General features: G+C 69.9%; 26 protein-coding genes. 11 read left to right on the top strand and 15 right to left on the bottom strand.

From position 1 onward, the window contains the following. Nucleotides 1-3: 3 nt before the first annotated feature. Genes atpE through hda form a run of 5 tightly spaced genes read right to left on the bottom strand, consistent with a single transcriptional unit; the run spans nucleotide 4 to nucleotide 3,794 of the window. Nucleotides 4-246 carry a F0F1 ATP synthase subunit C gene (gene atpE, locus IM787_RS13230; RefSeq protein WP_193677157.1) on the bottom strand — a complete coding sequence of 81 codons (243 nt, stop codon included), beginning with the start codon at nucleotides 244-246 and terminating at the stop codon, nucleotides 4-6. Between the two features lie 49 nt (nucleotides 247-295). Beyond that, nucleotides 296-781 carry a 2-amino-4-hydroxy-6-hydroxymethyldihydropteridine diphosphokinase gene (folK, locus tag IM787_RS13225; RefSeq protein WP_193677156.1) on the bottom strand — a complete coding sequence of 162 codons (486 nt, stop codon included), beginning with the start codon at nucleotides 779-781 and terminating at the stop codon, nucleotides 296-298. A gap of 6 nt (nucleotides 782-787) precedes the next feature. Further along, nucleotides 788-2,440, bottom strand: coding sequence for a polynucleotide adenylyltransferase PcnB (gene pcnB / locus IM787_RS13220; RefSeq protein WP_193677155.1), 1,653 nt, complete (start codon nucleotides 2,438-2,440; stop codon nucleotides 788-790). Continuing rightward, a complete protein-coding gene (locus IM787_RS13215; protein ID WP_354004409.1) occupies nucleotides 2,437-3,123 on the bottom strand; it encodes an HAD family hydrolase in 687 nt (228 codons plus the stop codon). The genes pcnB and IM787_RS13215 overlap by 4 nt, the downstream gene beginning before the upstream one ends. Beyond that, the gene (gene hda, locus IM787_RS13210; RefSeq protein ID WP_193677154.1) at nucleotides 3,120-3,794 is read right to left on the bottom strand and encodes a DnaA regulatory inactivator Hda; all 675 of its coding nucleotides are present in this window, start codon (nucleotides 3,792-3,794) and stop codon (nucleotides 3,120-3,122) included. The genes IM787_RS13215 and hda overlap by 4 nt, the downstream gene beginning before the upstream one ends. Nucleotides 3,795-3,876: 82 nt before the next feature. Between hda and purM the strand changes: the two genes are divergently transcribed. Both purM and IM787_RS13200 read left to right on the top strand, forming a co-directional pair. Continuing rightward, on the top strand, nucleotides 3,877-4,911 hold the full coding sequence (purM, locus tag IM787_RS13205) for a phosphoribosylformylglycinamidine cyclo-ligase (protein ID WP_193677153.1): 1,035 nt from the start codon (nucleotides 3,877-3,879) through the stop codon (nucleotides 4,909-4,911). Between the two features lie 129 nt (nucleotides 4,912-5,040). Next, the gene (locus IM787_RS13200; protein WP_193677152.1) at nucleotides 5,041-5,781 is read left to right on the top strand and encodes a nucleotide-binding protein; all 741 of its coding nucleotides are present in this window, start codon (nucleotides 5,041-5,043) and stop codon (nucleotides 5,779-5,781) included. Between the two features lie 4 nt (nucleotides 5,782-5,785). On the opposite strand, the gene IM787_RS13195 is transcribed toward IM787_RS13200, so the two are convergent. Then, the gene (locus IM787_RS13195) at nucleotides 5,786-6,640 is read right to left on the bottom strand and encodes a SirB1 family protein (protein ID WP_193677151.1); all 855 of its coding nucleotides are present in this window, start codon (nucleotides 6,638-6,640) and stop codon (nucleotides 5,786-5,788) included. A gap of 66 nt (nucleotides 6,641-6,706) precedes the next feature. Further along, nucleotides 6,707-8,272: a murein biosynthesis integral membrane protein MurJ gene (murJ, locus tag IM787_RS13190; RefSeq protein WP_193677150.1), complete on the bottom strand. Its 1,566-nt coding sequence runs from the start codon at nucleotides 8,270-8,272 to the stop codon at nucleotides 6,707-6,709. A 105-nt stretch (nucleotides 8,273-8,377) separates the two neighbouring features. Here murJ and rpsT point away from each other — a divergent pair, with 105 nt between their 5' ends. Next, on the top strand, nucleotides 8,378-8,680 hold the full coding sequence (gene rpsT / locus IM787_RS13185; RefSeq protein WP_193677149.1) for a 30S ribosomal protein S20: 303 nt from the start codon (nucleotides 8,378-8,380) through the stop codon (nucleotides 8,678-8,680). A 249-nt stretch (nucleotides 8,681-8,929) separates the two neighbouring features. Here the strand turns inward: rpsT and IM787_RS13180 are convergent, their stop codons facing one another. Then, entirely contained in the window at nucleotides 8,930-9,244 is a 315-nt protein-coding gene (locus IM787_RS13180; RefSeq protein ID WP_193677148.1) for a DUF3579 domain-containing protein, read from the bottom strand. 236 nt (nucleotides 9,245-9,480) lie between these two features. On the opposite strand from IM787_RS13180, the gene IM787_RS13175 reads away from it, so the two are divergent. Together IM787_RS13175 and argF are read left to right on the top strand one after the other, a co-directional pair. Then, nucleotides 9,481-10,674, top strand: coding sequence for an aspartate aminotransferase family protein (locus IM787_RS13175; protein WP_193677147.1), 1,194 nt, complete (start codon nucleotides 9,481-9,483; stop codon nucleotides 10,672-10,674). A gap of 2 nt (nucleotides 10,675-10,676) precedes the next feature. Next, nucleotides 10,677-11,597, top strand: a complete 921-nt coding sequence (gene argF / locus IM787_RS13170; RefSeq protein ID WP_435531166.1) for an ornithine carbamoyltransferase — start codon at nucleotides 10,677-10,679, stop codon at nucleotides 11,595-11,597. Between the two features lie 2 nt (nucleotides 11,598-11,599). Here the strand turns inward: argF and IM787_RS13165 are convergent, their stop codons facing one another. Continuing rightward, nucleotides 11,600-11,992, bottom strand: coding sequence for a hypothetical protein (locus IM787_RS13165; protein ID WP_193677145.1), 393 nt, complete (start codon nucleotides 11,990-11,992; stop codon nucleotides 11,600-11,602). Nucleotides 11,993-12,077: 85 nt separating this feature from the next. On the opposite strand from IM787_RS13165, the gene IM787_RS13160 reads away from it, so the two are divergent. The 4 genes from IM787_RS13160 to kynA all read left to right on the top strand — a co-directional run bounded on the left by IM787_RS13160 (nucleotide 12,078) and on the right by kynA (nucleotide 15,218). Then, nucleotides 12,078-12,407: a YkgJ family cysteine cluster protein gene (locus IM787_RS13160; protein WP_193677144.1), complete on the top strand. Its 330-nt coding sequence runs from the start codon at nucleotides 12,078-12,080 to the stop codon at nucleotides 12,405-12,407. Nucleotides 12,408-12,478: 71 nt separating this feature from the next. Next, complete coding sequence (kynB, locus tag IM787_RS13155; RefSeq protein WP_193677143.1) at nucleotides 12,479-13,111, top strand: arylformamidase; 633 nt, start codon at nucleotides 12,479-12,481, stop codon at nucleotides 13,109-13,111. Further along, on the top strand, nucleotides 13,108-14,370 hold the full coding sequence (gene kynU, locus IM787_RS13150) for a kynureninase (RefSeq protein WP_193677142.1): 1,263 nt from the start codon (nucleotides 13,108-13,110) through the stop codon (nucleotides 14,368-14,370). Before kynB ends, kynU begins: the two co-directional genes overlap by 4 nt. Nucleotides 14,371-14,372: 2 nt before the next feature. Then, complete coding sequence (gene kynA, locus IM787_RS13145) at nucleotides 14,373-15,218, top strand: tryptophan 2,3-dioxygenase (RefSeq protein WP_193677141.1); 846 nt, start codon at nucleotides 14,373-14,375, stop codon at nucleotides 15,216-15,218. On the opposite strand, the gene IM787_RS13140 is transcribed toward kynA, so the two are convergent. The 5 genes from IM787_RS13140 to IM787_RS13120 all read right to left on the bottom strand — a co-directional run bounded on the left by IM787_RS13140 (nucleotide 15,215) and on the right by IM787_RS13120 (nucleotide 22,112). Next, nucleotides 15,215-16,393: an FAD-dependent oxidoreductase gene (locus tag IM787_RS13140; RefSeq protein WP_193677140.1), complete on the bottom strand. Its 1,179-nt coding sequence runs from the start codon at nucleotides 16,391-16,393 to the stop codon at nucleotides 15,215-15,217. The two genes, kynA and IM787_RS13140, sit on opposite strands and share 4 nt — an antisense overlap. A gap of 16 nt (nucleotides 16,394-16,409) precedes the next feature. Beyond that, complete coding sequence (locus tag IM787_RS13135; RefSeq protein WP_193677139.1) at nucleotides 16,410-19,328, bottom strand: aconitate hydratase; 2,919 nt, start codon at nucleotides 19,326-19,328, stop codon at nucleotides 16,410-16,412. A 40-nt stretch (nucleotides 19,329-19,368) separates the two neighbouring features. After that, nucleotides 19,369-20,556 (bottom strand): phosphoglycerate dehydrogenase, encoded by a 1,188-nt coding sequence (locus IM787_RS13130; RefSeq protein ID WP_193677138.1) that lies wholly within the window; start codon nucleotides 20,554-20,556, stop codon nucleotides 19,369-19,371. Then, nucleotides 20,549-21,631: a 3-phosphoserine/phosphohydroxythreonine transaminase gene (serC, locus tag IM787_RS13125; protein WP_193677137.1), complete on the bottom strand. Its 1,083-nt coding sequence runs from the start codon at nucleotides 21,629-21,631 to the stop codon at nucleotides 20,549-20,551. The genes IM787_RS13130 and serC overlap by 8 nt, the downstream gene beginning before the upstream one ends. A gap of 79 nt (nucleotides 21,632-21,710) precedes the next feature. Further along, nucleotides 21,711-22,112 carry a hypothetical protein gene (locus tag IM787_RS13120; RefSeq protein WP_193677136.1) on the bottom strand — a complete coding sequence of 134 codons (402 nt, stop codon included), beginning with the start codon at nucleotides 22,110-22,112 and terminating at the stop codon, nucleotides 21,711-21,713. Nucleotides 22,113-22,219: 107 nt separating this feature from the next. On the opposite strand from IM787_RS13120, the gene IM787_RS13115 reads away from it, so the two are divergent. Further along, nucleotides 22,220-23,044 carry a helix-turn-helix domain-containing protein gene (locus IM787_RS13115; RefSeq protein WP_193677135.1) on the top strand — a complete coding sequence of 275 codons (825 nt, stop codon included), beginning with the start codon at nucleotides 22,220-22,222 and terminating at the stop codon, nucleotides 23,042-23,044. On the opposite strand, the gene sbmA is transcribed toward IM787_RS13115, so the two are convergent. Next, nucleotides 23,041-24,051: a peptide antibiotic transporter SbmA gene (gene sbmA / locus IM787_RS13110; protein WP_193677134.1), complete on the bottom strand. Its 1,011-nt coding sequence runs from the start codon at nucleotides 24,049-24,051 to the stop codon at nucleotides 23,041-23,043. The genes IM787_RS13115 and sbmA overlap by 4 nt on opposite strands. 342 nt (nucleotides 24,052-24,393) lie before the next feature. Here sbmA and IM787_RS13105 point away from each other — a divergent pair. Continuing rightward, nucleotides 24,394-24,658, top strand: a 265-nt coding sequence (locus tag IM787_RS13105) for a hypothetical protein (RefSeq protein WP_193677133.1), incomplete at its 3' end; no start/stop codon positions are given.

The following is a 24,658-nucleotide window of genomic DNA, read 5'->3' as shown; positions in this document are numbered from 1 at the left end:
AGCTTACTTCGCGAAGGGGTTCGCGAACACGAACATCATCGCCACGCCCACGCCGATCAGGAAGTTGGCGTCGATGAGGCCGGCCAGCAGGAACATCTTCGTCTGCAGCGGTTCCATCATCTCGGGCTGGCGCACCGCGCCATCGAGGTAGCGCCCGCCCATGGCGCCGATGCCGAGGCAGGCGCCGATGGCGCCCAGGCCGATGATGAGACCGCAAGCGACGGCGATGAGTCCGGTGTCTGTCATGGTGCTCTCCTTCTTTCGTTGAACCTGCACGCATGGTGCAGCGTTCCCCTCATGAAGGCGATGACGTGGGAGGTAATGGGGCGATGCGCTGGCCGGCCACGGCGGCAAGGTCTGCGTCGGAGACGAGGTGCGGCGCCAGCTCGCGCAAGGGCAGCAGCACGAAGGCCCGCTCGCGCAGGCGCGGATGCGGCACGGTCAGCGCGGCGCTCCCGATGCGCGCGCTGCCGTACAACAACAGGTCGAGGTCCAGCGTGCGCGGCGCATTGCGGTACGGCCGTTCGCGTCCGGCGGCGTGCTCCAGCTGCTGCAGCGCGGTCAGCAGTTCGGGGGCCGTGAGCCGGGTCGAGAGTTCGGCGACGGCGTTCAGGAAGTCGGGGCCGCCGGCGCCGACGGGCGCACTGCGGTAGAGCCGCGAGTGCGCGACGAGCCGCGTCCGGGGAAGGGTCGCGAGCGCCGACAGCGCCTGCGTCAGCGTCCGCCCGGGATCTCCGAGGTTCGCGCCAAGGCCGACGAAGGCCTGCACCGCCTCGCGCATGGCGGTTCAGTCGCCGGTATCGCCGCCGCCCTGCGCGGGCGCCTCGCCGCCGCCGCCGCCCTGCCCTGCCGACTTGCGGCGCCGGCGCCGGCGCTTGCGCGGCGCATCGCCCATGGCGCCGTCCACCTCGGCTTCGGCCGGTGCGTCTTCACCCGGCCCGGCGGCCTGCACGTCACGCGGCGGACGCGGCGGCCGGGCTTCGCGCGGCTCCCGCGGCTCGCGGGCCTCGCGAGGTTCGCGGGCCTCGCCCGCTTCGTCGCCGATCGGCTTGGGCCGCGCGCTGCGCACGCGGCGCTGGTTCTTCTGCAGTTCATCGCGCAGCTGCGCCACCAGGTCCTCGCGCACCTGGTCGCTGGCCTGGCTGAACTCCTGCCACCAGTCCGCCAGCACCACGTCGACCTCGCCGACGTCGGCGCGCAGGCGCATGAAGTCGAAGGCGGCGCGGAAGCGCGGCTGCTCCACCAGGCTGAAGGGCGTGTTGCCGGTCCGCTTCTCGAAGCGCGGCTGCATCATCCAGATCTCGCGCATGTCCGCACCCAGCTTGCCGCGGCCGGAGATGTCGCCGATGCGGGACTCGAACACCTCGTCGATCGCTTCCTGCAATGCCGGGAACGGGTGCATGCGGCGGCCGAGGCGCTGCGCCCAGCCGTCGCGCACGTCGGACCAGAGCACGCAGGCCAGCAGGAAGCTGGGGGCGACCGGCTTGTTCTCGCCGACGCGGCGGTCGGTGTCCTGCAGCGCGGCGCGCACGAACGGCTGTTCGGCCCGTTCCACGATGAGGTCCAGCAGCGGATAGATGCCCCGCGCCATGCCCAGCTGCTTCAGCTGCTCGATGGTGGCCAGCGAATGGCCCGTCTGCAGCAGCTTGAGCATCTCGTCGAACAGGCGGCTTTGCGGCACCTCGTTCAGCAGCGACAGGCTGGGCAGCAGCGGGGCCTTGGTCTTGGCCTCGAACTTGAAGCCGAGCGCCGCGAGCTTGGCGGCGAAACGCACGGCGCGGATGATGCGCACCGGGTCTTCGCGGTAGCGCGTGGCGGGGTCGCCGATCATGCGCAGCAGCCGCTTCTTGGCGTCGACGATGCCGCCGTGGTAGTCGACCACGATCCGGCGCTCCGGGTCGTAGTACATCGCGTTGATGGTGAAGTCGCGCCGCGCGGCGTCTTCCTCCTGCGGGCCCCAGACGTTGTCGCGCAGCACGCGGCCCGCGGCATCGACCGCGTGCTTCATGCCCGCGAGTTCGCTCTTGCTGGTGCGCTCGTTGCCGCTCACGGCCTCGGCGGCGGCGGCGTCCAGGTAGGCGCGGAAGGTCGAGACCTCGATCACCTCGTGTTCGCGGCCGCGGCCGAACACCACGTGCACGATGCGGAAGCGCCGGCCGATGATGAAAGCGCGCCGGAACAGGCTCTTGACCTCTTCCGGCGTCGCGCTGGTGGCGACGTCGAAGTCCTTCGGCCGCAGGCCCAGGAGCAGGTCGCGCACGGCACCGCCGACGATGTAGGCCTCGTGGCCCGCTTCCTTGAGCGTGTGGACCACGTTGAGCGCGCGTTCGTCGACCAGCGTCGGGTCGATCGCATGCTCCTCGGGTCCCACTTCCTGCCGCTTGCCGAACTTGGGCCGGGGACGGCCGGCCAGCAGCTTGTCGATGAACTTTTTGATCATGGGTTTCCGAAGAGGTCGAGTATGCGCCAGCCGCGCTCGAGGGCGAGGACGCGCAGGCGGGGGTCGGGATTGGTGGCGACCGGATGGTCCACGCGCTCGAGCAGCGGCACGTCGTTCATCGAGTCCGAATAGAAGGTGGTCTCCACGTCGGCCCAGTCCAGGCCGCGGGCGGCGAGCCACTGCGTGACGCGCACCACCTTGCCGTCGCGCATCGAGGGCACGCCGGCGATCTCGCCGGTGATCCAGCCACCGGCGTCGCGTTCCAGCTCCACGGCAATCAGCTCCGGCACGCCGAAGGCGGCGGCGATCGGGCGGGTCACCAGCTCGTTGGTCGCGGTCACGATCGCGACCGCGTCGCCCTGCCGCTGGTGGCCGCGCACCAGGTCGAGGGCGGCCGGACGCAGGTTCGGCTGGATCCACTCGCGCATGAAGCGCGCATGCGCCTCGTGGTAGGCCGCTTCGCCCCGCTGGCGCAGCGCCTCCACCGCGAAGCGCACGTAGTCGTGCACGTCCAGCGTGCCGGCCACGTAATGGGCATAGAAATCATCGTTGCGCCGCTTGAACTCCACCGGGTCGGTCCAGCCGATTTGCTGGGTGAATTCGCCCCAGGAATAGTCGGAGTCGATCGGCAGCAGCGTGTGGTCCAGGTCGAACAGCGCGATGCGTTGGCGCGTGAAGCTCACTCGTTCTCCAGCATGGACTTGACCAGGGGGATGGTGATGGCGCGCTGGGTCTGCAGCGCATAGGCATCGAGGTGTTCCAGCAGCTGCATGAGGCTGCCGAGGTCGCGCGAGAAGCGGTGCAGGATGAAGTCCATCACGTCGTCGCCGAGGAAGACGCCACGGGCGTCGGCCGCCTGGCGCAGCACGGCGCGCCGCTCCGGCTCGCCCAGCACGTGCAGCTCGAACACGTGGCCCCAGCCGAGGCGGGTGCGCAGGTCCTCGCGCAGTGCCAGGTCCGCCGGCGGCAGCAGGCCGGCCGCCAGCACCCCGCGTTGCAGGGTCTGCGCCTGGACGAACCAGGCGAAGGCCGCATGCTGCTGGACCGCGCTGTAGGCATGCACGTCGTCCATCAGCACCACCGCCCAGCGCTCGTCGTATTCGGGCGGCTCGGCCATGGAGGGGTCGAGCCAGCCGGCGGTGGCGCCCTGCTCCCGCAGGCTTTCGCGCACCGCCCGCAGCAGGTGCGTCTTGCCGCTGCCCGCCGCGCCCCACAGGTAGGTGGGCACCGGCGAGCGCGTGGGGCTGCCCGCCCACAGCTGCAGGTGCTTCCACGCCGCCTCGTTGGGGCCGGCGAGGAAGGAAGTGAGGCTGGGCGCGCGCGCCAGGCCGATGTCGAGCGTGAGCTGCTTCATGGGCGCCGGCGCTGGAACGGCCGGCAAGTAAAATCAACCGCAAATTCTATCGGGCCGCGCCTCACCGTTGCCCTCCCACCCCATGAGCTCCACTCCCCTCTCGTACAAGGACGCCGGCGTCGACATCGACGCGGGCGACGCGCTGGTCGAACGCATCAAGCCGCTGGCCCGCAAGACCATGCGCGAGGGCGTGCTCGCCGGCATCGGCGGCTTCGGCGCGCTGTTCGAGGTGCCCAAGCGCTACAAGGAGCCGGTCCTGGTGAGCGGCACCGACGGCGTCGGCACCAAGCTGAAGCTCGCCTTCGAGTGGAACATGCACGACACGGTCGGCATCGACCTGGTGGCCATGAGCGTCAACGACGTCCTGGTCCAGGGCGCCGAACCGCTGTTCTTCCTGGACTACTTCGCCTGCGGCAAGCTGGACGTGGACACGGCCGCGGCGGTGGTGGGCGGCATCGCCCGCGGCTGCGAACTGGCCGGTTGCGCGCTGATCGGCGGCGAGACGGCGGAGATGCCCGGCATGTACCCGGCGGGCGAGTACGACCTGGCCGGCTTCGCCGTCGGGGCGGTGGAGAAGTCGAAGATCCTGGCCGGCCAGGGCGTGCGCGAAGGCGACGTGGTCCTGGGGCTCGCCTCCAGCGGCGTGCATTCCAACGGCTTCTCGCTGGTGCGCAAGTGCATCGAACGGGCGGGCAGCCAGCTGCCGGCCACGCTGGACGGAAAGCCCTTCCGCGAGGCGGTCATGGCGCCGACCCGGATCTACGTCAAGCCGGTGCTCGCCGCCCTCGAAAAGCACGCCGGCATCCGGGCGCTGGCCCACATCACCGGTGGCGGCCTGCTGGAGAACATCCCGCGGGTGCTGCCGGACGGCATGGCCGCGCAGCTGCGCCAGGGCAGCTGGCCGCGCACCGAGCTGTTCGCCTGGCTGCAGGCCACGGCGGCCATCGACGACCACGAGATGAACCGCACCTTCAACAACGGCATCGGCATGGTGGTGGTCGTGGCACCGGACGAAGCGAAGGCGGTGGCCGCCAGCCTGCAGGCCGGCGGGGAGTCGGTCCACGAGATCGGCCGCATCGGCGCCCGGGGCACCGGACCGGCGGTCACGGTCGCCTGAGCGGCAGCCGCCGGGGGACGAGCGGCGGCGGCGTTGCGCCGCTACAAAAGGCGCAGCACGCCGGTCGCCCGCCCGGTGGACTTGGCGGCCGGGAGCCGCCACACTGTCCTTCCACTCAGGGAGGATGGCATGCCCGTCGTCGCGGTCGTCAACCGCAAGGGAGGGAGCGGCAAGAGCACCTTCGCCGCCCACATGGCCGCGTGGTGCGCCCGCGAGGGCCTCTCCGTGATGCTCGGCGACGTCGACCGCCAGCAGTCCAGCCGCGGGTGGCTGCGCCGCCGCGACCCTTCCCTGCCCGCCATCGCCCCCTGGGTCATCGACCAGAAGAACGTGCTGCGCGTGCCCACCGGCATCACGCACGTCGTGCTGGACACGCCCGGCGGCCTGCATGGCTTCGAACTGGCCCGCATCGTGATGTTCGCCGATGCGATCGTGCTGCCGGTCTGCCCCTCGGTGTTCGACCGGGAATCGGCCGCGGCCTGCCTGCAGGAACTGGCGACGCTGCCCCGCGTGGCCAAGGGCCAGTGCCGCCTGGCCACGGTCGGCATGCGGGTGGATGGCCGCACCAGCGCCGGCGACGTGCTGCGCGCCTGGGCCGGCGAGCACAAGGTTCCCATGATCGGCGTCCTGCGCGAGACGCAGAACTACGTGCGCAGCCTGGAACGGGGGTTGACGCTGTTCGACCTGCCGCCCGAGAAGGTCGAAACCGACATGGCCCAGTGGAAGCCGATCATCGACTGGATGCGGCCGGTGCTGATGCCGGTGACGGTGCCGGAGGTCCGGCGCGAACCGGTGCTGAACGCCCACCGCGTGCCCGTGCTCGGCGCCCGGCCGCTGCACCCGGGTCAGCAGGCGCTGCGCACCGCCTAGGCGCTCACTGCTTGGCGCGGCGCAGGTCGGCCACCCGGTCGGCGATGGCGTCGATGTCCAGCGCGTCCTGCGCGTGCACCAGGTAGGTTTCCAGGTCCTCGACGGCCCGCGAGGTGTGGCCCTGCTCCGCATGCGCCAGGCCGCGGTCGCGGTACTCCGCCCAGGCATCCGGCAGCAGCACCAGCAGGCGGTTCTGCACGGCGATGAGCCGCTGCCAGTCCTCCTGCGCGCGGTGGATCTCCTTGAGGTTGCGCAGCATGCGCGCGAGGATGTCGCGCGGCGGCGCGGCCTGCAGGTAGAGGCCCAGCGGCACCTCGAATTCGTCCACCAGGCCGCTGCGCCGCTTGTACGGCTCCAGGCGCTCCGACAGCTCCTCGCGCGACAGCGACTGCCCGGTGAACGGATCGATCACCACCTGCCCCTTGGGCAGGTTGACCTTGACCATGAAGTGGCCGGGGAAGCAGACGCCGCGCGCGTGCAGTCCGATGCCCTGCGCCAGCTCGATCCACAGCACCGCCAGCGAGATCTGGATGCCGCGCCGGGTGCGCAGCACCACGTTCAGGTAGCTGTTGTCGGGGTCGCAGTAGTCGTTGACGTTGCCGCCGAAGCTCAGGTCGCGGAAGAAGAACTGGTTGAGCGTGCGCAGGCGCTGCAGCGCCGCGGCGTCCGCGGGGATGCGGCGCTTCAGGCGGGACAGCAGCTGGTCGACGTCGCCCAGCACCACCTGCAGGTCGAGGTCGGGGTATTCGTCCTGGGCGACGCTGGCGGCCGCTTCGAGCAGCGGGAAATGCTCGTCGCTCTGCACCAGCATCCGGAAGTATTCCAGCGGAGTCGGTGCAGTGAATTGGAGCGACGTCATGCAGCCGTTGTAATGGACGGGCCAGCCGGCGTCAACCGCACGCCCGCAGCTTCGCTCCCCGCGTGGTCAACGCGTGACAAACTGACGCAGCTTCACGCCGGCCAGGGCCAGCGCGGTGAAGTAAATCGCAGCCGACGCCGCCAGCATGCCGGCCATGGCACCGGCGCGCAGCCAGCCCTGCGCCCGCCACTGCACCCAGGGGAAGCTGTGCGCGCCCCAGGTCAGGAACACCCCCAGCAGCGCCGTTGCGGCGAGCACCTGCACGGCGAAGAGGCCCCAGCCCGGGCTGGGCCGGTAGCTGCCGCGGCGCATCAGTCCCACCAGCAGCCAGGTGGCGTTGATCAAGGCGCCGACACCGATCGACAGCGCCAGCCCCGCATGCTGCAGCCAGGGCACGAAGGCGATGTTCATCAGCTGCGTGAGCACCAGCACCACGATCGCGATGCGCACCGGCGTGCGCATGTCGCGGCTCGCGTAGTAGCCGGGTGCCAGCACCTTGATCGCCACCAGTCCCAGCAGGCCGACGCCGTAGCCCGCCAGCGCCAGCGAGACCTGGCGCACGTCGGCATCGGTGAAGGCGCCGTAGTGGAACAACGTGGCCACGAGCGGCCCGGAGAACACCAGCAGGGCCACGGCCGCGGGGACGCTCAGGAGCAGCACCAGGCGCAAGCCCCAGTCGAGCATCGCGGAATAGCGATCCGGGTCGTCCGCGGCCTTGGCCGAGGCCAGCTGCGGCATCAGCACGACGCCGAGCGCCACTCCCAGCATGGCGGTGGGGAATTCCATCAACCGGTCCGCGTAGCTCAGCCAGCTGACGCTGCCGGCGGGCAGCCAGGACGCGATCTGGGTGTTGATCAGCAGCGAGATCTGCGCCACGCCCACGCCCAGCAGCGCCGGCGCCATGGTGCGCAGCACGCTGCGCATGCCCTCGTCGTGCCAGGCCTCTTTCAGCCGGCTCCAGCCGAGGCCGACCCGCGGCAGCAGGCCGAGCTTGCGCAACGCGGGGATCTGCACGCCCAGCTGCAGCGCGCCGCCCACCATCACGCCGACCGCCAGCGCGTAGATCGGCTCGACGCCGGCCGCCTGCAGGCGAGGCGCCAGCAGCCAGGCCGCCAGGATGACGCAGACGTTCAGCAGCACCGGCGTGGCGGCCGGGACCGCGAACTTCTTCCAGGTGTTCAGGATGCCGGCGGCCAGCGCCACCAGCGACATGAACCCGATGTAGGGGAACATGAAGCGCGTGAGCAGCACCGCGATCTCGAAATGGCGCGGGTCGCGCTGGAAGCCGCTGGCCAGCGCCCAGACCAGCACGGGCGCGGCGATCACGCCGATCGCGCAGGTGAGCAGCAGCGCCCAGGCCAGGATGGTGGCCACGCTGTCGATCAGGCGCTTGGTGGGCTCGAAGCCGTCCCGCTCCTTGGAATGCGCCAGGGCCGGCACGAAGGCCTGGCTGAAGGCCCCCTCGGCGAACAGGCGGCGGAACAGGTTGGGGATGCGGAACGCGACGTTGAAGGCGTCGGTCATGGCCGAGGCACCGAAGGCCGCGGCGATGAGGAATTCACGCAGGAGGCCGGTGACCCGCGAAGCCAGCGTCAGGACGGAGATGGTGGAGGCGGCTTTGAACAGGCTCACCGCGGCGAGTGTAGCCGCGGGTTCCCCACTGGAGGGCGGGGTCAAGGGGCCGGGCTATAATCGCGGGCTTTGCTGGCATCATCCTCAGACACCTAAGGAACATCAATGGCTTCTGGAAAACCCAAGAAGAAGAACCCGCGCCTGGCCTCCGGCCGCAAGCGCGCCCGCCAGGACGTGAAGCTCAACGCTGCCAACACGTCCCTGCGCTCCAAGTACCGCACCGCGGTGAAGAACGTCGAGAAGGCCGTCGCCGCGGGCGACAAGGCCAAGGCGACCGAACTCTTCGCCAAGGCCCAATCCATCGTGGACACGGTTGCCGACAAGGGCATCTTCCACAAGAACAAGGCCGCTCGCGACAAGAGCCGCCTCTCGGCGAAGGTCAAGGGCCTTCAAGCCGCCGCCGCCTGACACCACAGCGTCAGGTCCAGCCCGTGAGGCGCGAGCCCCACGCCGTTTGAACCGGGTGCGCTGCCAGCAAAGCAAAAAGCAAGAACCGCCTTCGGGCGGTTTTTTGTTGGTCGATCCGATCCACAGCGCCCGTCATCCCCGCGGAGGCGGGGATCCAGGGCTTCCGCATTCGGGGTGCGTCTGGAGCGGGCCTGCGGCCCACGGTGCGGGAGCCCTGGATTCCCGCCTGCGCGGGAATGACGCAAGACCTTACTTGTCCCGCTCCGGCAGCAGGCACGCCTCGCCCACCTGCAGGTCGTTGTCCTTGGCGAAGTTCAGGACGAAGTCCCAGGCCATCGGCTCGTGGGAACGCAGGTCGCTGTGGACGATCACGCACTTGATGCCGTTGATGACGGTCGGCACGCACCAGGGTGAGTAGCTGAGGTGGCTGCCGGGCTGGGCGCCGCCCGGGCGGAAAGAGCTCATGACGCCGGCAAGGCGCTCCGCCCAGTCGCTGGGACGAAACGTGCGTCCATCCCGGGTGACCCCCTGGATGAACACTTCCTTGGCGTTGCTGGAGACCATGGGTGGGTTGCTCTGGCGCCGGTGGCAAGGGTGGCTTGCTGCGGCGCACAAGTATTCTATCTTATATAAGAGTTGCAGCCGGATTGGACACCGCGCACCTGTCGGCAGGCTGTCGGGGCGCATCGGTGTGATGCGGAATTCTCAAACAAGCCACGCAATGCGTGTGCCTACAATCGTGCTCCAACGGCTCACACCACGTTGAGCCGCTTTCATTTGTGACGACGAGGAAGCGCGCAATGGCTCACATCGAGGCGGCATCGCCCCACACCATGAACACCTACGGGCGGCTGCCGATCGCGCTGTCGCACGGCGACGGCGTGTACCTGTGGGACGTGAACGGCAAGCGATACCTCGACGCGCTGGCCGGCATCGCCGTCAACACCCTCGGCCACAACCACCCGAAGCTGGTGCCTGCCCTGCAGGACCAGGTGGCCAGGATCATCCACAGCAGCAACTACTACCACGTGCCGAACCAGGAGAAGCTGGCGGCCAAGCTGGTCGAGCTGTCCGGCATGAGCAACGTGTTCTTCGGCTCGACCGGGCTGGAGGCGAACGAGGCCGCCATCAAGCTGGCGCGCAAGTTCGGCCACGACCGGGGCATCGAGAAGCCGCAGATCGTCGTCTACGAGAAGGCCTTCCACGGCCGCAGCATTGCCACGCTGTCGGCCACCGGCAACGAGAAGGTGCAGAAGGGCTTCGGCCCGCTGGTGGAAGGCTTCATCCGCGTGCCGCTGAACGACATCGCCGCCCTGCGCGCCGCGACCGACGGCAACCCGAACGTGGTGGCCGTGTTCTTCGAGACCATCCAGGGCGAAGGCGGCATCAACCAGATGCGCGCCGACTACCTGCAGAAGGTGCGGGAACTCTGCGACCAGAAGGACTGGCTGCTGATGATCGACGAGGTCCAGTGCGGCATGGGCCGCACCGGCAAGTGGTTCGCCCACCAGTGGGCCGGCATCGTGCCGGACGTGATGCCGCTGGCCAAGGGCCTGGGCTCCGGCGTGCCGGTGGCCGCCGTCGTGGCGGGCCCGCGCGCCGCCAACCTGTTCCAGCCCGGCAACCACGGCACCACCTTCGGCGGCAACCCGCTGGCGATGCGCGCGGGGGTCGAGACGATCCGCATCATGGAGGAGGAAGGCCTGCTCGAGAACGCGTCGCGCGTCGGCGCCCACCTCAAGGGCGCGCTTGCCCGCGAACTCGGCGGCGCCAAGGGCGTGGTCGAGATCCGCGGCCAGGGCCTGATGCTCGGCCTCGAGCTCGCCAGGCCGTGCAGCGTGCTGACGCAGCGTGCCGCCGATGCCGGATTGATGATCAGCGTCACCGCGGACACCGTCGTGCGCCTGTTGCCGCCGCTGATCCTGACGCAGGCCCAGGCCGACGAGATCGTCGCCATCCTCGCGCCGCTGGTGAAGGGTTTCCTCGCGGAATGACCATGCCGATCCGCCATTTCCTGCAGTTCAGCGACTTCAGCACCGAGGAGCACGAGTGGGTGTTCCAGCGTGCCGCGGTGATCAAGCGCAAGTTCAAGAACTACGAGAAGTACCATCCGCTGGCCGACCGCACGCTGGCGATGATCTTCGAGAAGGCCTCGACGCGCACCCGGGTGAGCTTCGAGGCCGGCATGTACCAGCTGGGCGGCTCGGTGGTGCACCTCACCACCGGCGACAGCCAGCTCGGCCGCGCCGAGCCGATCGAGGACAGCGCCAAGGTGATCAGCCGCATGGTCGACCTGGTGATGATCCGCACTTTCGGGCAGGACAAGATCGAGCGCTTCGCCGAGCACTCGCGCGTGCCGGTGATCAACGGCCTCACCAACGAGTTCCATCCCTGCCAGATCCTGGCGGACATCTTCACCTTCATCGAGCACCGCGGCTCGATCAGGGGCCGCGTGGTGGCCTGGGTCGGCGACGGCAACAACATGGCCAACACCTGGCTGCAGGCCGCCGAGCTGCTGGGCTTCACGGTGCACGTGAGCACGCCCACCGGCTACGAGGTCGACCAGGACATCGCGGGCATCCGCAGCAGCGACAGCTACAAGGTCTTCCGCGACCCGATGGAAGCCTGCCGCGGTGCCGACCTGGTGACCACCGACGTGTGGACCAGCATGGGCTTCGAGGCCGAGAACGAGCAGCGCCGCAAGGCCTTCGCCGAGTGGTGCGTGGACACCGAGATGATGAAGGTCGCCAAGCCGGACGCGCTCTTCATGCACTGCCTGCCGGCGCACCGCGGCGAGGAGGTCGAGGCCGACGTGATCGACGGCCCGCAGTCGGTGGTGTGGGACGAAGCGGAGAACCGCATGCACGTGCAGAAGGCGCTGATGGAGTACCTCCTGCTCGGCAAGGTGACGGGCTGAGCCTAGTTGGCCGCAGCGCCCGCGGCGTAGCGGCCGCCGCCGGGCGGTGCGGCGACCTTCCCCAGCTTCACCAGACGCTGTTCGACGGCGAAGGTGGTGCGGCCCAGTTCCTGCGCGACCTGCCGGAGCGCGATGCCGGCGTCGAAGGCGGTCTCCAGCGCGGCGTCTTCCTGGGCCGTCCAGGCCTTGCCCGCGTTCGGCGGCGCGGCACGCCGCACCTTGGCCGGCGCGGACGGCCCGGCACCGTCCCCCTCGAGCGCGCGCGACACCGCGTGCAGCGCCCGGATGACGGGCGGGGCGTTGTAAGGGCTGTCTTCCGGCATGGCCTCGCCGGTGACGGGATGGATGCCCTGCGCGAGGGTGTCGATAATCTGGCGCGCGATCTGCAGTTCCATGGATGCCTCCTTGGGGGTGGTGGATAGCTGTATTTGCATACAGCCTTGCCGCAACGCGCGCGCCACTCCTGCCGTTGACGACCGTATGTCCGACCCCGACCACCCCTGCCTGCGCTGCGGCGCCTGCTGCGCCGCCTACCGCGTGGACTTCGCCGTCTACGAACTCGACAGCGAAGGGGGCCGCGTGCCCGCCGGGCTCGCGGTGGAGGTGACCGGCAACACCTGGCGCATGCGCGGCACCGACCACGTGCCGATCCGCTGCGCGGCGCTCACGGGCAAGGTGGGCGAACGCGCCGCCTGCGGCATCTACGAATGGCGGCCCAACCCCTGCCGCGAGCTGGAGCCCGGCAGCTACGGCTGCGAGAAAGCCCGTGCGCGCCACGGCCTGCCGCCGCTCGAAGGCCCGATGCTTTAGGCCTGAAATAATTGCGCGGTGTTGGAACGAACCGACACCACGGCCAAAACGCGCGGCGCACACTTTCGCGCATGCGAAGACTCTGGGACATCTCTCCGCCGGTGCAGGAAGGCGCGCCGGTCTTCCCCGGCGACACCCCCTACCGGCAGCAATGGGCCGCGAGCATCGCGCCCGGCTGCCCGGTGAACGTGAGCACGCTCACGCTGTCGCCCCACGTGGGCGCGCACGCCGACGCGCCGCTGCACTACGACCCGCAAGGCGTGCCCGTCGGCGCGCTCCCGCTCGACACGTATCTCGGCGCCTGCCGCGTGATCCACGCGATCGCGAAGGGCCCGCTGGTCACGTGGGAACAGATCGCGCACGCGGTGGACGGCCTGCCGCCGCGCGTGCTGGTGCGCACCTACGCCCGCGCGCCGGTGGACCGCTGGGATCCGCAGCTCGCGGCCTTCGCGCCGGAGACGATCGAGCGGCTGGCGGACGCCGGCGTGCGCCTGGTCGGCATCGACACGGCCAGCATCGACCCCGCCGAGAGCAAGACCCTCGACAGCCACCAGGTGGTCCGCCGGCGCGGGCTGCGCGTGCTGGAGAACCTGGTGCTCGACGACGTGCCCGAAGGCGACTACGAACTGATCGCCCTGCCTCTCAAACTGATGACCGCCGACGCCTCGCCCGTGCGCGCCGTGCTGCGGGAGCTGGCGGCATGACGACGCTTGCTGACTGCCGCGCACTCGACGCGCAGGACCCGCTGCGTGCCCTGCGCGAGCTCTTCACGCTGCCGGAAGGCATCATCTACCTCGATGGCAACTCCCTCGGCCCGCTGCCGAAGGCCGCGCCGGAACGCATCGCCCGCGCCGTGCGGGAGGAATGGGGCCAGGGGCTGATCCGCTCCTGGAACAGCGCCGGCTGGTTCGAGATGCCGCAGCGCCTGGGCGACAAGATCGCCCGCGTCATCGGCGCCGGGCCGGGCGAAGTGGTCGCCACCGACAGCACCTCCGTCAACCTGTTCAAGGTGCTGAGCGCCGCGCTGTCCATGGTCGCGGCCGATGCGCCGGCGCGCCGCGTGGTGCTCAGCGAACGCAGCAACTTCCCCACCGACCTGTACATCGCCGAAGGCCTGTGCCGCGAGCGCGGCTGCGAACTGCGCCTGCTGGAGCCGCACGAGATCGCCGGCGCCCTGGGCGCCGACACCGCGGTGCTGATGCTCACGCACGTGAACTACCGCACCGGCGCGATGCACGACATGGCGGCCGTCACGCGTGCGGCGCACGCTGCCGGCGCGCTGGTGGTCTGGGACCTGGCGCACAGCGCGGGTGCCGTCGAAGTGGACCTGCGCGGGGCCGGTGCCGACTTCGCCGTGGGCTGCGGCTACAAGTACCTCAATGGCGGCCCGGGCGCACCGGCCTTCGTCTGGGTGCATCCGCGCCACGCCGACCGCTTCTGGCAGCCGCTTTCCGGCTGGTGGGGCCATGCGGCGCCGTTCGCCTTCACGCCCGACTACCGCCCTGCCCCCGGCATCGCACGCTACCTGTGCGGCACGCAGCCGGTGCTGAGCATGACGGCGCTGGAATGCGGGCTCGACGCCTTCCTCGCGGCGGAGCCGCTGGGCGGCATCCCGGCGCTGCGCCGCAAGTCGCTCGCGCTCACCGACCTGTTCATCGCGCTGGTGGAAGAGCGCTGCGCCGGCCACGGACTGGGCCTCGCGACCCCGCGCGAGCACGCCCTGCGCGGCTCGCAGGTGTGCCTCACGCGCGAGGAAGGCGCCTACGCGATCGTGCAGGCGCTCATCGCCCGCGGCGTGATCGGCGATTTCCGCGCCGGCCGGCCCGACATCCTGCGGTTCGGCTTCACGCCGCTGTACGTCGGCTTCGAGGACGTGTGGAACGCCGCCGAACACCTGCGCCAGGTGCTGGAAAGCGGCGAGTGGCGCGGCCCCGAATTCAACCGCCAGCACGCGGTGACCTGAACATGAGCACGCCCAAACCCGAAGAGATCGTCCAGTCCGAGCGCGCGCAGTTGGATTTCAGCCGCGACATGAGCTACGGCGACTACCTGCAACTCGATGCGATCCTGAACGCGCAGAAGCCGCTCTCGCCCGAGCACAACGAGATGCTGTTCATCGTGCAGCACCAGACCAGCGAGCTGTGGATGAAGCTGATGCTGCACGAGCTCGGCGCGGCGATCGCCGCGGTCTCGCGCGACGAGCTGCCGCCGGCCTTCAAGATGCTGGCGCGCGTGTCGCGGATCATGGAGCAGCTGGTCCACGCCTGGGACGTTCTGGCGACGATGACACCGCCGGAGTACAGCGCGATCCGCCCCTACCTCGCCAGCTCCAGCGGCTTCCAGAGCTGGCAGTACCGCTGCATCGAATTCCGCCTGGGCAACAAGAACGCGGCGATGCTCAAGCCGCACGAGCACCACGCCGGACGGCTGGCCGTCGTGCAGGCGGCCTACGAAGCGCCGTCCTTGTACGACGAAGCGCTGCGCCTGCTGGCGCGGCGCGGACTGCCGGTCCCGGCGTCGCACGTCGAACGCGACTGGACCCAGGGCTACGAGTCGAGCAAGGAAGTGGAGCAGGCTTGGCTGCAGGTGTACCGCAAGCCCGACGCGAACTGGGACCTCTACCAGCTCGGCGAAGAGCTCACCGACCTGGAAGATGCCTTCCGCCTCTGGCGCTTCCGCCACGTCACCACCGTGGAGCGCGTGATCGGCTTCAAGCGCGGCACCGGCGGCACCGGCGGCGTGAGCTACCTGCGCAAGATGCTGGACGTGGTGCTGTTCCCGGAGATCTGGCAGCTGCGCACGGAGCTCTAGGCTCCGTACAGCCAGGGCTGGTCCAGCAGCCGCGCGCCCAGCATGCGCAGGCCCGCATTGCGCGCGCGGCGCAGCAGGCCGTCCGCATGGAAGATCGTGGCGTTGCGCAAGGACCGCTCGTGCACGCGCCCGACGCGCTGGTAGCGGTTGAGCGCGTAGCGGCGGAAGGCGGTCGGCACATCGACGATGCGGTCGTCGGCGATCGCCAGCACCCGCTGCAGTTCGCGCGCATCCTCGATCGCCATGCCCGCGCCCTGCGCCAGGTAGGGCAGCATGGGATGCGCGGTGTCGCCCAGCAGCGCGATACGGCCCCGCGCCAGTTCGTCGGCGGAGCGCACCGGCGGGCGATCGTGCAGCACCCACAGGCGCCACTCCGGGACCGCCGCGAGCTGCTCGCGCACCCCGGCGCAAACGGGACCGAGCACGGCTTCGAGTTCGGAGCGCACGGCGAGATGGTCCCAGCCGCGCGGGTCGCCGGGCACCTGGCCCTCGACGAGGCAGACCGCGTTGAGGACATCCCCCCCGCGCACCGGATAGGTCACCAGGTGCATGCGCGGCGCGAGCCAGACCGAAACCTCGTGGCTGCGCAGCGGCGGCGGCAGGTCCGCTTGCCGCACCAGCCCGCGGTAGGCCAGGTGCCCGGTGGGCCGCGGCGCGCCATTGCCGGCGACCAGGCTGCGCGATTCGCTCCACAGGCCTTCCGCCAGCACCACCGCCTCGGCCTCCATGTCGGCGCCGCCCCTGGCACTCACGCGCACCAGCGCCTCCTGCTCCGCGAGCGCCGTCACCTTGCGCGCGGTGTGCAGGCGCACGCCCTGCGCACGGGCGGCGACGAGCAGTGCAGCATGCAGGTCCGCGCGATGGACCGTGAGGTAGGGGGCGCCGTAACGCTGCTCCATGTCCGCGAGGGGCAGCGACGCGAGTTCGCCGCCATCCACGCCGTCGCGCACGCGCAGCCGCTGCGGCGCGAAGACCTGCTGCTGCAACTCGCCCTGCAGCAGGTCCCATTCGCGCAGGATGCGGACGACGTTGGGCCCGAGCTGGATGCCGGCCCCGCCTTCGGCGAAGGTCACGGACTGCTCCAGCAGGCGGGCCTCCCATCCGGCGTGGCGCGCGGCCGTCGCGGCGGCGAGCCCGCCGATCCCGCCGCCCGCGACCAGCAGTTCGCGGCTCACGCTGCGGCTTCCCGGCTCACGCCAGGAGCTGTCGGAGCACGTAGGGCAGGATGCCGCCGTGGCGGTAGTAGTCGACCTCGATCGCCGTGTCGATGCGCAGCGTCAGCTTGACCTCCTGCCGCGAGCCGTCCGGCCGGCGGATCACCATCGCGGCCTGGCTTTGCGGACGCAGCTGCGGGTCCGGCTCGATGTCGATCACTTCCTCGCCCGTGAGGCCCAGCGCCTGCCAGCTCATGTCGCCCTGGAACTGCAGAGGCAGCACGCCCATGCCGACCAGGTTGCTGCGGTGGATGCGCTCGAAGCTGCGTGCCACCACCGCCTTGATGCCGAGCAGCTGGGTGCCCTTGGCCGCCCAGTCGCGCGACGAGCCGGTGCCGTACTCCTCGCCCGCCAGGATCACGGTGGCGCGGTTCTCCGCGATGTACTTCATCGCCGCGTCGTAGATGAACATCTTCTCGGCCCGGCCATCCGGGTGGCGGTACAGCGTGAGTCCGCCCTCCTCGCGCGAGCCGTCCGGCCCCGGCGGCAGCATCAGGTTCTTGATGCGCACGTTGGCGAAGGTGCCCCGCATCATCACTTCATGGTTGCCGCGGCGCGAGCCGTAGCTGTTGAAGTCGGGCTTCTGCACACCGTGCTCCAGCAGCCACCTGCCCGCGGGCGAGGTGTCCTTGATGGAGCCGGCAGGAGAGATGTGGTCGGTGGTGATCGAGTCGCCGAACAGGGCCATGATGCGGGCGTCGCGGATCGCCTGCGGCGAGCCGCCCACGGCCGACTGCACCGGCTTCGCGGCCGGCGGCTCCATCGCGAAGTCGGCGAAGAACGGTGGCTCCGCGATGTACGTGCTGGTCGGCCAGTTGTAGGTGGCACCCGAAACGCCCTGGATGCCGCCCCACAGCTCGCCGGGGTCGCTCTTCACCTTGCCGTAGTTGTTGCGGTAGCCCTTGGCGTTCATGGCGTGCCGCATCAACTTGTGGATCTCGTCGCTGGTCGGCCAGATGTCGCCGAGCCAGACGTCCTTGCCGTCGGCGCCCTGCCCCACCGGCTCGGTCATCAGGTCCTTCAGCACCGTGCCGGCGAGCGCGTACGCCACCACGAGCGGCGGGCTCGCCAGGAAGTTCGCCTTGATGTTCGGGTGGATACGCGCCTCGAAGTTGCGGTTGCCGGAGAGCACGGCGGCGCACACCAGGTCGCTCTGGCTGATCGCCTCGTTGATCTCCGGCGTGAGGTCGCCCGAGTTGCCGATGCAGGTGGTGCAGCCGTAGCCGGCCAGGGTGAAGCCCAGCTGCTCCAGGTACGGCAGCAGCTTCGCGTCCTGCAGGTACTCGGTGACCATGCGCGAGCCGGGGGCGAGCGAGGTCTTGATGTGCGGCTTGACCTTCAGGCCCTTCTCCACGGCCTTCTTCGCCAGCAGGCCGGCGGCGAGCATCACGCCCGGGTTCGACGTGTTGGTGCAGCTGGTGATGGCCGCGATCAGCACGTCGCCGTTGCCGATGGTGATGTCGCCCACCTCCACGTGCGGCACCGACATGGCATGCGCCGCCGGGAGCGTCGGCTTGTTGTCCTGCATCTCGCGCTCGAAACGCGGCGCGCCGATCGGCACCGGCGGGTTGTCGGCCGGCAGGCGCTCGTCCATCTTCTCGATGCCGGGCCGCTGCACCAGGTGGCGCGTCAGCAGCACGTCGGCCGACTGGTTGAAGCCGTTCTCCTGGACCGGCCTGGAGAACAGGCTGGTGAACGTGCTGGCCACCTTGCCGAGCTCGATACGGTCCTGCGGACGCTTCGGGCCCGACAGGCTGGGCGTGACGTCGCCCAGGTCCAGCCGCACCACCTGCGAGTAGTCGATGTCGCCAGGCATCGGCACGCCGAACATCCCCTGCGCCTTGCAGTAGGCCTCGAGGTACTTGATCTGGTCCTTGCTGCGCCCCGTGCCCTCGAAGTACTCCAGGGTGCGCTCGTCGACCGGGAAGAAGCCCATGGTGGCGCCGTACTCGGGCGCCATGTTGCCGATGGTGGCGCGGTCCGGCACCGCGATGTTGCGCGTGCCCTCGCCGAAGAACTCGACGAACTTGCCGACGACCTTGTGCTTGCGCAGGATCTCGGTGACCGTGAGCACCAGGTCGGTGGCGGTGCAGCCTTCGCGCAGCTTGCCGGTGAGTTCGAAGCCGACGACGTCGGGGGTGAGGAAGTACACCGGCTGGCCGAGCATCGCCGCCTCGCCTTCGATGCCGCCCACGCCCCATCCCACCACGCCGATGCCGTTGATCATCGTCGTGTGGCTGTCGGTGCCGACCAGCGAGTCGAAGTAGCAGACGCCGTCGTCGCGCTGGTGGACACCGCGCGCCAGGTACTCCAGGTTCACCTGGTGCACGATGCCGAAGCCGGGCGGGACCACGCCGAAGGTCTTGAAGGCCTGCATGCCCCACTTCATGAACTGGTAGCGCTCGCGGTTGCGGCGGAACTCCAGCTGCATGTTGAGGTCGATGGCGTCCTTCGTCCCGTAGTGGTCGACCATGATCGAATGGTCGACGACCAGGTCGACCGGCACCAGCGGCTCGATGCGGCCCACGTCCTTGCCCAGCCGCTGGGCGGCGCTGCGCATGGCCGCCAGGTCGGCCAGCAGCGGCACGCCGGTGAAGTCCTGCAGCACCACGCGGGCCACGGTGAAGGGGATCTCGTCCGTGCGCTCGGCGTTCGGCTGCCAGTTGGCGACCTGCGCCACGTGCTCGGCCGTGACCTTGCGGCCGTCGCAGTTGCGCAGCACCGACTCGAGCACGATGCGCATCGAGAACGGCAGGCGGCGGACGTTGGGGAAGGTCTTGGCGAGCTCGGGCAGGGAGTAGAACCTGCCGCTCTTGCCCAGCCCGGCCTTGAAGGTCTGGAGTGTGTTGGCGAAGGTGTTGTTCATGCTCGGCCTCTCGTTGTTGCTTTGGGCCATTGTGCCGCCAGTCGCCAGCCGGCGGGCGCGCAGGGGCGGCTCAGGCCGGTAGCGGCAGGTAACGCACCGCCAGCACGCCTGCGATGGCCCGCAAGCGGTCCAGCACATCGGCGGCGACCGCGGAATCGACGTCGACCAGGGTGTAGGCCATCTCGCCCCGCGAGTTGTTGACCATCTTGTGGATGTTCAGCCCCGCCTGCGCCATGGCGGTGGAGATCTGGCCGAGCATGTTGGGCACGTTGGAGTTGGCGATGGCGACCCGCCAGGAAGACTCGCGGCGCATGCTGACCGCCGGAAAGTTGACCGCATTGCGCACGTTGCCATGCTCGAGGAAGTCGCGCAGCTGGTCCACCACCATGACCGCGCAGTTCTCCTCGGCCTCGCGCGTGGAGGCGCCCAGGTGCGGCAGCGCGATCACCCGCGGGTGCCGCAGGATCGCCGCATGCGGGAAGTCGCAGACGTACGCGCCGAGCTGGCGGCCGTCCAGCGCGGCCATCGCAGCGGCATCGTCCACGACGCCTTGCCGCGAGAAGTTCAGCAGCACGCCCTCGGGCTGCATCAGCCGCAGGTTCTCGGCGTGCACCAGGTGGCGCGTGGCCGGCACCAGCGGCACGTGCAGGCTCACCAGCCGCGCGTTCTTCAGCACGTCCTCGACGCTGGCGGCGCGCTGCACCTGCGAGGGCAGGCTCCAGGCCGCATCGACCGTGATCTCCGGGTCGTAGCCCATCACCTGCATGCCGAGCTTGATGGCGGCATCGGCGACCATGCTGCCGACCTTGCCGAGGCCGATCACGCCCAGGGTCTGGCCGGCGAGTTCGAACCCGGCGAACGCCTTCTTGCCGTCCTCGATGGCCTGTTCCAGGTCGGCACGCCCCGCATCGAGCCCGTCGACGAAGCGCTGGGCCGCGCCCAGGTTGCGCGCCGCCATCAGCATGCCGGCGAGGACGAGCTCCTTGACCGCATTGGCGTTGCCGCCGGGGGCCGTGAACACCGGAATGCCGCGGGCGCTGAGCGCCTGCACCGGGATGTTGTTGGTGCCCGCGCCGGCGCGGGCGACGGCGCAGACGCTTGGCGGGATCTGCGTGCCGTGCAGGTCGGCGGAGCGGACCAGGATGGCGTCGGGCGCCGCGAGGTCCTTGCCCGTGAGGTAGCGGCCGGCAGGCAGCCGCTCGAGGCCAGATTTCGAGATCTGGTTGAGAACCAGGATCCCGAAAGGCCCCTCAGCCATGCTGGCTCTCGAATTCCTTCATGTACTGCACCAGCGCCTGCACGCCCTCGGTCGGCATGGCGTTGTAGATCGAGGCACGCATGCCGCCCACGGACCGGTGGCCCTTCAGCTGGATCATCCCGCGGGCCTGCGCGCCTTTCAGGAAGGCTTCGTCCAGCGCGGCGTCCTTCAGCCAGAACGGCACGTTCATCAGCGAGCGGTCTTCCTTCGCGACGGGGTTGCGGTAGAAGCTGCTGCCGTCCAGGAAGTCGTAGAGCAGGCGCGCCTTGGCCCGGTTGTGCTCTTCCACCGCCGGCATCCCGCCCGTGGCCTTCACGTGCTGGAGCACCAGGCCCATGATGTAGATCGCGTAGGTGGGCGGCGTGTTGTACATCGAGTCGTTCTCGGCCTGCGTCTTGTAGTTGAAGGCCGAAGGCGTCACGGGCAGCGCGTGTCCCAGCAGGTCTTCGCGCACGATGACCACGGTGAGGCCGGACGGACCCATGTTCTTCTGCGCGCCGGCGTAGATCAGGCCGTACTTCGACACGTCGAGGGCCCGCGACAGGATGTCCGAGGACATGTCGGCCACCAGCGGCACGCCGGCCGTGTCGGGGGTCCAGTGGAACTGCACGCCGCCGATGGTCTCGTTGGAGCAGATGTGCACGTAGGAGGCGCCGGGGTCCAGCTTCCACGCGGCCTGCTCCGGGATGGCCGTGAACTTCGAGGATTCGGCGGTGGCGGCAACGTTGACCGTGCCGAAGTTCCGCGCTTCCTTGTACGACTTCTTCGACCAGTCGCCGGTGAGCACGTAGTCGGCGCGGCCGGTGCGGCCGATCAGGTTCATGGGCACGATCGCGTTCTCGCCGATCGCGCCGCCCTGCATGAACAGGACCTTGTAGTTCGCGGGGATGGCCAGCAGTTCGCGCAGGGTCGCCTCGGCCTCCGCGTGGATGGACATGAACTCCTTGCCGCGGTGGCTCATCTCCATCACCGACATCCCGGAGCCGCGCCAGTCCAGCATCTCCTGCGCGGCCTGGCGCAGTACGGGCTCCGGCAGCGTGGCGGGACCGGGACTGAAGTTGAAAACGCGGGTCATGGAAGCTGTCTCTCGTCGGCGGGCAGGCGCGGGTGCGCGGGCCTGCCAGCATACAAGAAGCGCCTTGACCCGCCCCGGGTCAGGCCCAGGCCGTGCGCCGCGCGCCGCGCAGGCCCGCCCATTCCAGGGCCGCGAGGGCGCCGACCGCGACGGCCAGCACGAGCAGCCAGCCCTGCCCCAGCCAGGTGGCGGCGGCCCCCGTGAACAGCAGTTCCACGCAACCGGCCACCCACACGAGGTTGGCCAGGACCAGCAGGACGACGCCACCCCGGGACACGGGCCGTCCGCGCGCCAGCCACGCGGCGAACGCGGCATAGGCGAACAGCGCGTAGCCGCTGGCGGACAGCAGCCCCTGCGGCAGGCCCAGCCAGCCGGCGAGCACCGGCGCGGCCGCCACCTGCAGGACACCGGTGGCCAGGCCCGATGCGGCATCGGCCCAGAGCACGGCGGGAAGGAAGCGGGGGGAGGCGATCAGGTTCATGGCAGCTCCTTGGGTGGTGAGGCCCGCACTTTCGTCGCGGGACCACGGCCGGTCCATGACCTCGGAGGTCATGGAAGGCGCCCCCGGCCGCGACTACCATCGCGGCCATGGACCTCGCCCTCGCCTCGCCCGCGCCCGCCGGGACCAGCCTCACCTTCGGCGACCACCTGCGCCAGTGGCGCCAGCGGCGCCGCATGAGCCAGCTCGACCTGGCCGGCGAAGCGGACATCTCGACGCGGCACCTGAGCTTCGTGGAGACCGGCCGCTCGGTGCCCAGCCGCGAGATGGTGCTGCGCCTCGCCGAGCGGCTGGACATCCCGCTGCGGGAACGCAATGCGCTCCTGATCGCGGCCGGCTACGCGCCCATGTACCGCGAGCGGCCCTTCGACGATCCGGCGCTGGCGACGGCGCGCGAGGCCGTGCAGCTGATCCTGCGCAGCCACGAGCCCTACCCCGCGCTCGCGGTCGACCGGCACTGGAACCTGCTGGCGTCCAACGCGATGGTGGGCCCGCTGCTGGCCGCCGTCGATCCTTCGCTGCTGCAGCCCCCGGTGAACGTGCTGCGCCTGAGCCTGCATCCGCAGGGCCTGGCCCCGCAGATCGTGAACCTCGGGCAGTGGCGGCACCACCTGTTCGAGCGGCTGCGGCGGCAGGTGCAGGTGACCGGGGACGCCGCGCTGCAGGCGCTGCTGGAGGAACTGCGCGCCTACCCGGTTCCCGAAGGCGGCGAGCACACCCGGCTGGACGGCGAGGTGCTCGGCGTCGCCATGCCCTTCCGCCTGCGCACGCCGGCGGGCACCCTGAACTTCATCAGCACCGTGACGATCTTCGGCACCCCGGTGGACGTCACGCTGGAGGAGCTGGCGCTGGAGACCTTCTTCCCCGCCGACGCGGCGACGGCGGAGGCCTTGCGCGCGATGGCCTCCGCCTAGGCCTCGGCCGTCCCCGGCAGCGCGTCGTCGAGCGGCTCGTCGTGGATGCGCCGCTCGAAGGCGCGCAGCCGCTTGTAGACGGAGATCAGTTCCACGATCGTTCCCCAGCTGAGCACGAGGTACTGGAAGGATTCCGTCACCTTGTCGAAGGCACGGGCGATCTGCTGCATGACGCCCAGCGTGATCACGCCGGCCGCGATGGTGGGCCCCATCGCGATCAGGGGCACCAGCACGCTCACCTGCAGGTAGGACCACTTCACGACGTCGAAGTACAGGTAGTGGAAGAACAGGCGGAAGTAGTTGCGCCGCACGTGCTGGAACAGTGAAGCCGCGACCGCCGGCGTGGCGCGGTCGGCGTGGTCTTCGCCGTACACGAGCTCCTTCCGGTAGGCCGCTTCGACCCGCTGGTTGTTGAACTCCAGCCCCGGCAGCAGCACGCCCGTCGCGGCCAGCAGGATGGTGCCGAACAGCGCCCAGCCGATGGAGACCCACACCAGCGAATGCGGGATGGAACCGATGACGGGGATCGACGTGATCTTGTCCGAGAGTCCCCACAGGATGGGCAGGAAGGCCGCCAGCGTCATCAGGCTGCGCATCAGCTCGACGCCCAGGCTCTCGACGATCCGCGCGAAGCGCATGGTGTCCTCCTGCACCCGCTGCGCGGCGCCTTCGATGGTGCGCAGCTTGGGCCAGAACGCCATGTAGTAGTCGTTCATGGCCTGGCGCCAGCGGAACACGTAGTGCTTCACGAAGAAGTCGACCAGCACCGCCACCGTGATGTAGATCATCGCGATCGACAGGAAGGTGGACAGCTGCTGCCAGTACTGCGGCAGCGTGATGCTGCCCGGCGTCGACAGGGCCTTCTGCACCAGGTCGTAGAACGTCCCGAACCACTCGTTGATCTGCACGTCCAGCTGCACGCGGTACCAGGTCGCCGCGAGGATCAGCAGCGTGCCGAGCACGGACCACGGCATCCAGCGGCGCGAGAGGAAGAAGGAACGGAACATGCGGGGACCTCGGAGTTCGGCTGCGCGCATGCTACCGGTTGCCCGCTCCACGCGGGCGCGCTCCTGTAAAGATAGCTGCAGAGGCATGGTGGATGCGGCGTGTCGAATTACCGGCGTTCACGCCCCGTGTCGGTGCGCAGCGGGCTGCAGCTGTCGGCGCGCGCGTACAGCGCGCACGGGGAGGTGCCGACGAAACCGCGCGGACGCGCCCCGCACGATGGACCTGCTTCACCTACGTGCCGGATCCTTCCGGGCGGCGGGGTGAGTGGGTCATGCGCCGACGCCGCGCAGTGGTGCGCGGGGCGGCCCAATCAACGTGTCAGGTCCATCCAGGGAGCCAAGATGAAAAGCAAGATGAAGAAGATGCAGATGACGCTGCTCACCGCCACGCTGGCGGGGGCGCTCGGCGTCGCGTTCGCGCAGGGTGTCGGCGGCGGCGTCGGCGGCGGTGCCGGGGGCGGCGGCGGAGCGGGCGCCGGTGCAGGCGTCGGCGGCGGTGGTGGTGGTGGTGGTGGCGCCGGTGCAGGCGTCGGCGGCGGTGCCGGGGTCGGCGGCGGTGCCGGTGGCGGTGGCGCCGGCGCCGGCGCCGGTGCAGGCGTTGGCGGCG

This window comes from Ramlibacter pallidus, assembly GCF_015070875.1.
In the GTDB taxonomy this organism is placed as follows: domain Bacteria; phylum Pseudomonadota; class Gammaproteobacteria; order Burkholderiales; family Burkholderiaceae_C; genus Ramlibacter; species Ramlibacter pallidus.
Note: the sequence above shows the minus strand (reverse complement) of the source record. Positions and strands in the feature narration are given on the sequence as shown.

What these genes read in the sequence shown, in the direction of transcription:
- atpE (WP_193677157.1), bottom strand. Translation starts at nt 246, where the DNA reads ATGACAGACACCGGACTCATCGCCGTCGCTTGCGGTCTCATCATCGGC.
- folK (WP_193677156.1), bottom strand. Translation starts at nt 781, where the DNA reads ATGCGCGAGGCGGTGCAGGCCTTCGTCGGCCTTGGCGCGAACCTCGGA.
- pcnB (WP_193677155.1), bottom strand. Translation starts at nt 2,440, where the DNA reads ATGATCAAAAAGTTCATCGACAAGCTGCTGGCCGGCCGTCCCCGGCCC.
- hda (WP_193677154.1), bottom strand. Translation starts at nt 3,794, where the DNA reads ATGAAGCAGCTCACGCTCGACATCGGCCTGGCGCGCGCGCCCAGCCTC.
- purM (WP_193677153.1), top strand. Translation starts at nt 3,877, where the DNA reads ATGAGCTCCACTCCCCTCTCGTACAAGGACGCCGGCGTCGACATCGAC.
- IM787_RS13200 (WP_193677152.1), top strand. Translation starts at nt 5,041, where the DNA reads ATGCCCGTCGTCGCGGTCGTCAACCGCAAGGGAGGGAGCGGCAAGAGC.
- IM787_RS13195 (WP_193677151.1), bottom strand. Translation starts at nt 6,640, where the DNA reads ATGACGTCGCTCCAATTCACTGCACCGACTCCGCTGGAATACTTCCGG.
- rpsT (WP_193677149.1), top strand. Translation starts at nt 8,378, where the DNA reads ATGGCTTCTGGAAAACCCAAGAAGAAGAACCCGCGCCTGGCCTCCGGC.
- IM787_RS13180 (WP_193677148.1), bottom strand. Translation starts at nt 9,244, where the DNA reads ATGGTCTCCAGCAACGCCAAGGAAGTGTTCATCCAGGGGGTCACCCGG.
- IM787_RS13175 (WP_193677147.1), top strand. Translation starts at nt 9,481, where the DNA reads ATGGCTCACATCGAGGCGGCATCGCCCCACACCATGAACACCTACGGG.
- argF (WP_435531166.1), top strand. Translation starts at nt 10,677, where the DNA reads ATGCCGATCCGCCATTTCCTGCAGTTCAGCGACTTCAGCACCGAGGAG.
- IM787_RS13165 (WP_193677145.1), bottom strand. Translation starts at nt 11,992, where the DNA reads ATGGAACTGCAGATCGCGCGCCAGATTATCGACACCCTCGCGCAGGGC.
- IM787_RS13160 (WP_193677144.1), top strand. Translation starts at nt 12,078, where the DNA reads ATGTCCGACCCCGACCACCCCTGCCTGCGCTGCGGCGCCTGCTGCGCC.
- kynB (WP_193677143.1), top strand. Translation starts at nt 12,479, where the DNA reads ATGCGAAGACTCTGGGACATCTCTCCGCCGGTGCAGGAAGGCGCGCCG.
- kynU (WP_193677142.1), top strand. Translation starts at nt 13,108, where the DNA reads ATGACGACGCTTGCTGACTGCCGCGCACTCGACGCGCAGGACCCGCTG.
- kynA (WP_193677141.1), top strand. Translation starts at nt 14,373, where the DNA reads ATGAGCACGCCCAAACCCGAAGAGATCGTCCAGTCCGAGCGCGCGCAG.
- IM787_RS13135 (WP_193677139.1), bottom strand. Translation starts at nt 19,328, where the DNA reads ATGGCCCAAAGCAACAACGAGAGGCCGAGCATGAACAACACCTTCGCC.
- IM787_RS13130 (WP_193677138.1), bottom strand. Translation starts at nt 20,556, where the DNA reads ATGGCTGAGGGGCCTTTCGGGATCCTGGTTCTCAACCAGATCTCGAAA.
- serC (WP_193677137.1), bottom strand. Translation starts at nt 21,631, where the DNA reads ATGACCCGCGTTTTCAACTTCAGTCCCGGTCCCGCCACGCTGCCGGAG.
- IM787_RS13120 (WP_193677136.1), bottom strand. Translation starts at nt 22,112, where the DNA reads ATGAACCTGATCGCCTCCCCCCGCTTCCTTCCCGCCGTGCTCTGGGCC.
- IM787_RS13115 (WP_193677135.1), top strand. Translation starts at nt 22,220, where the DNA reads ATGGACCTCGCCCTCGCCTCGCCCGCGCCCGCCGGGACCAGCCTCACC.
- sbmA (WP_193677134.1), bottom strand. Translation starts at nt 24,051, where the DNA reads ATGTTCCGTTCCTTCTTCCTCTCGCGCCGCTGGATGCCGTGGTCCGTG.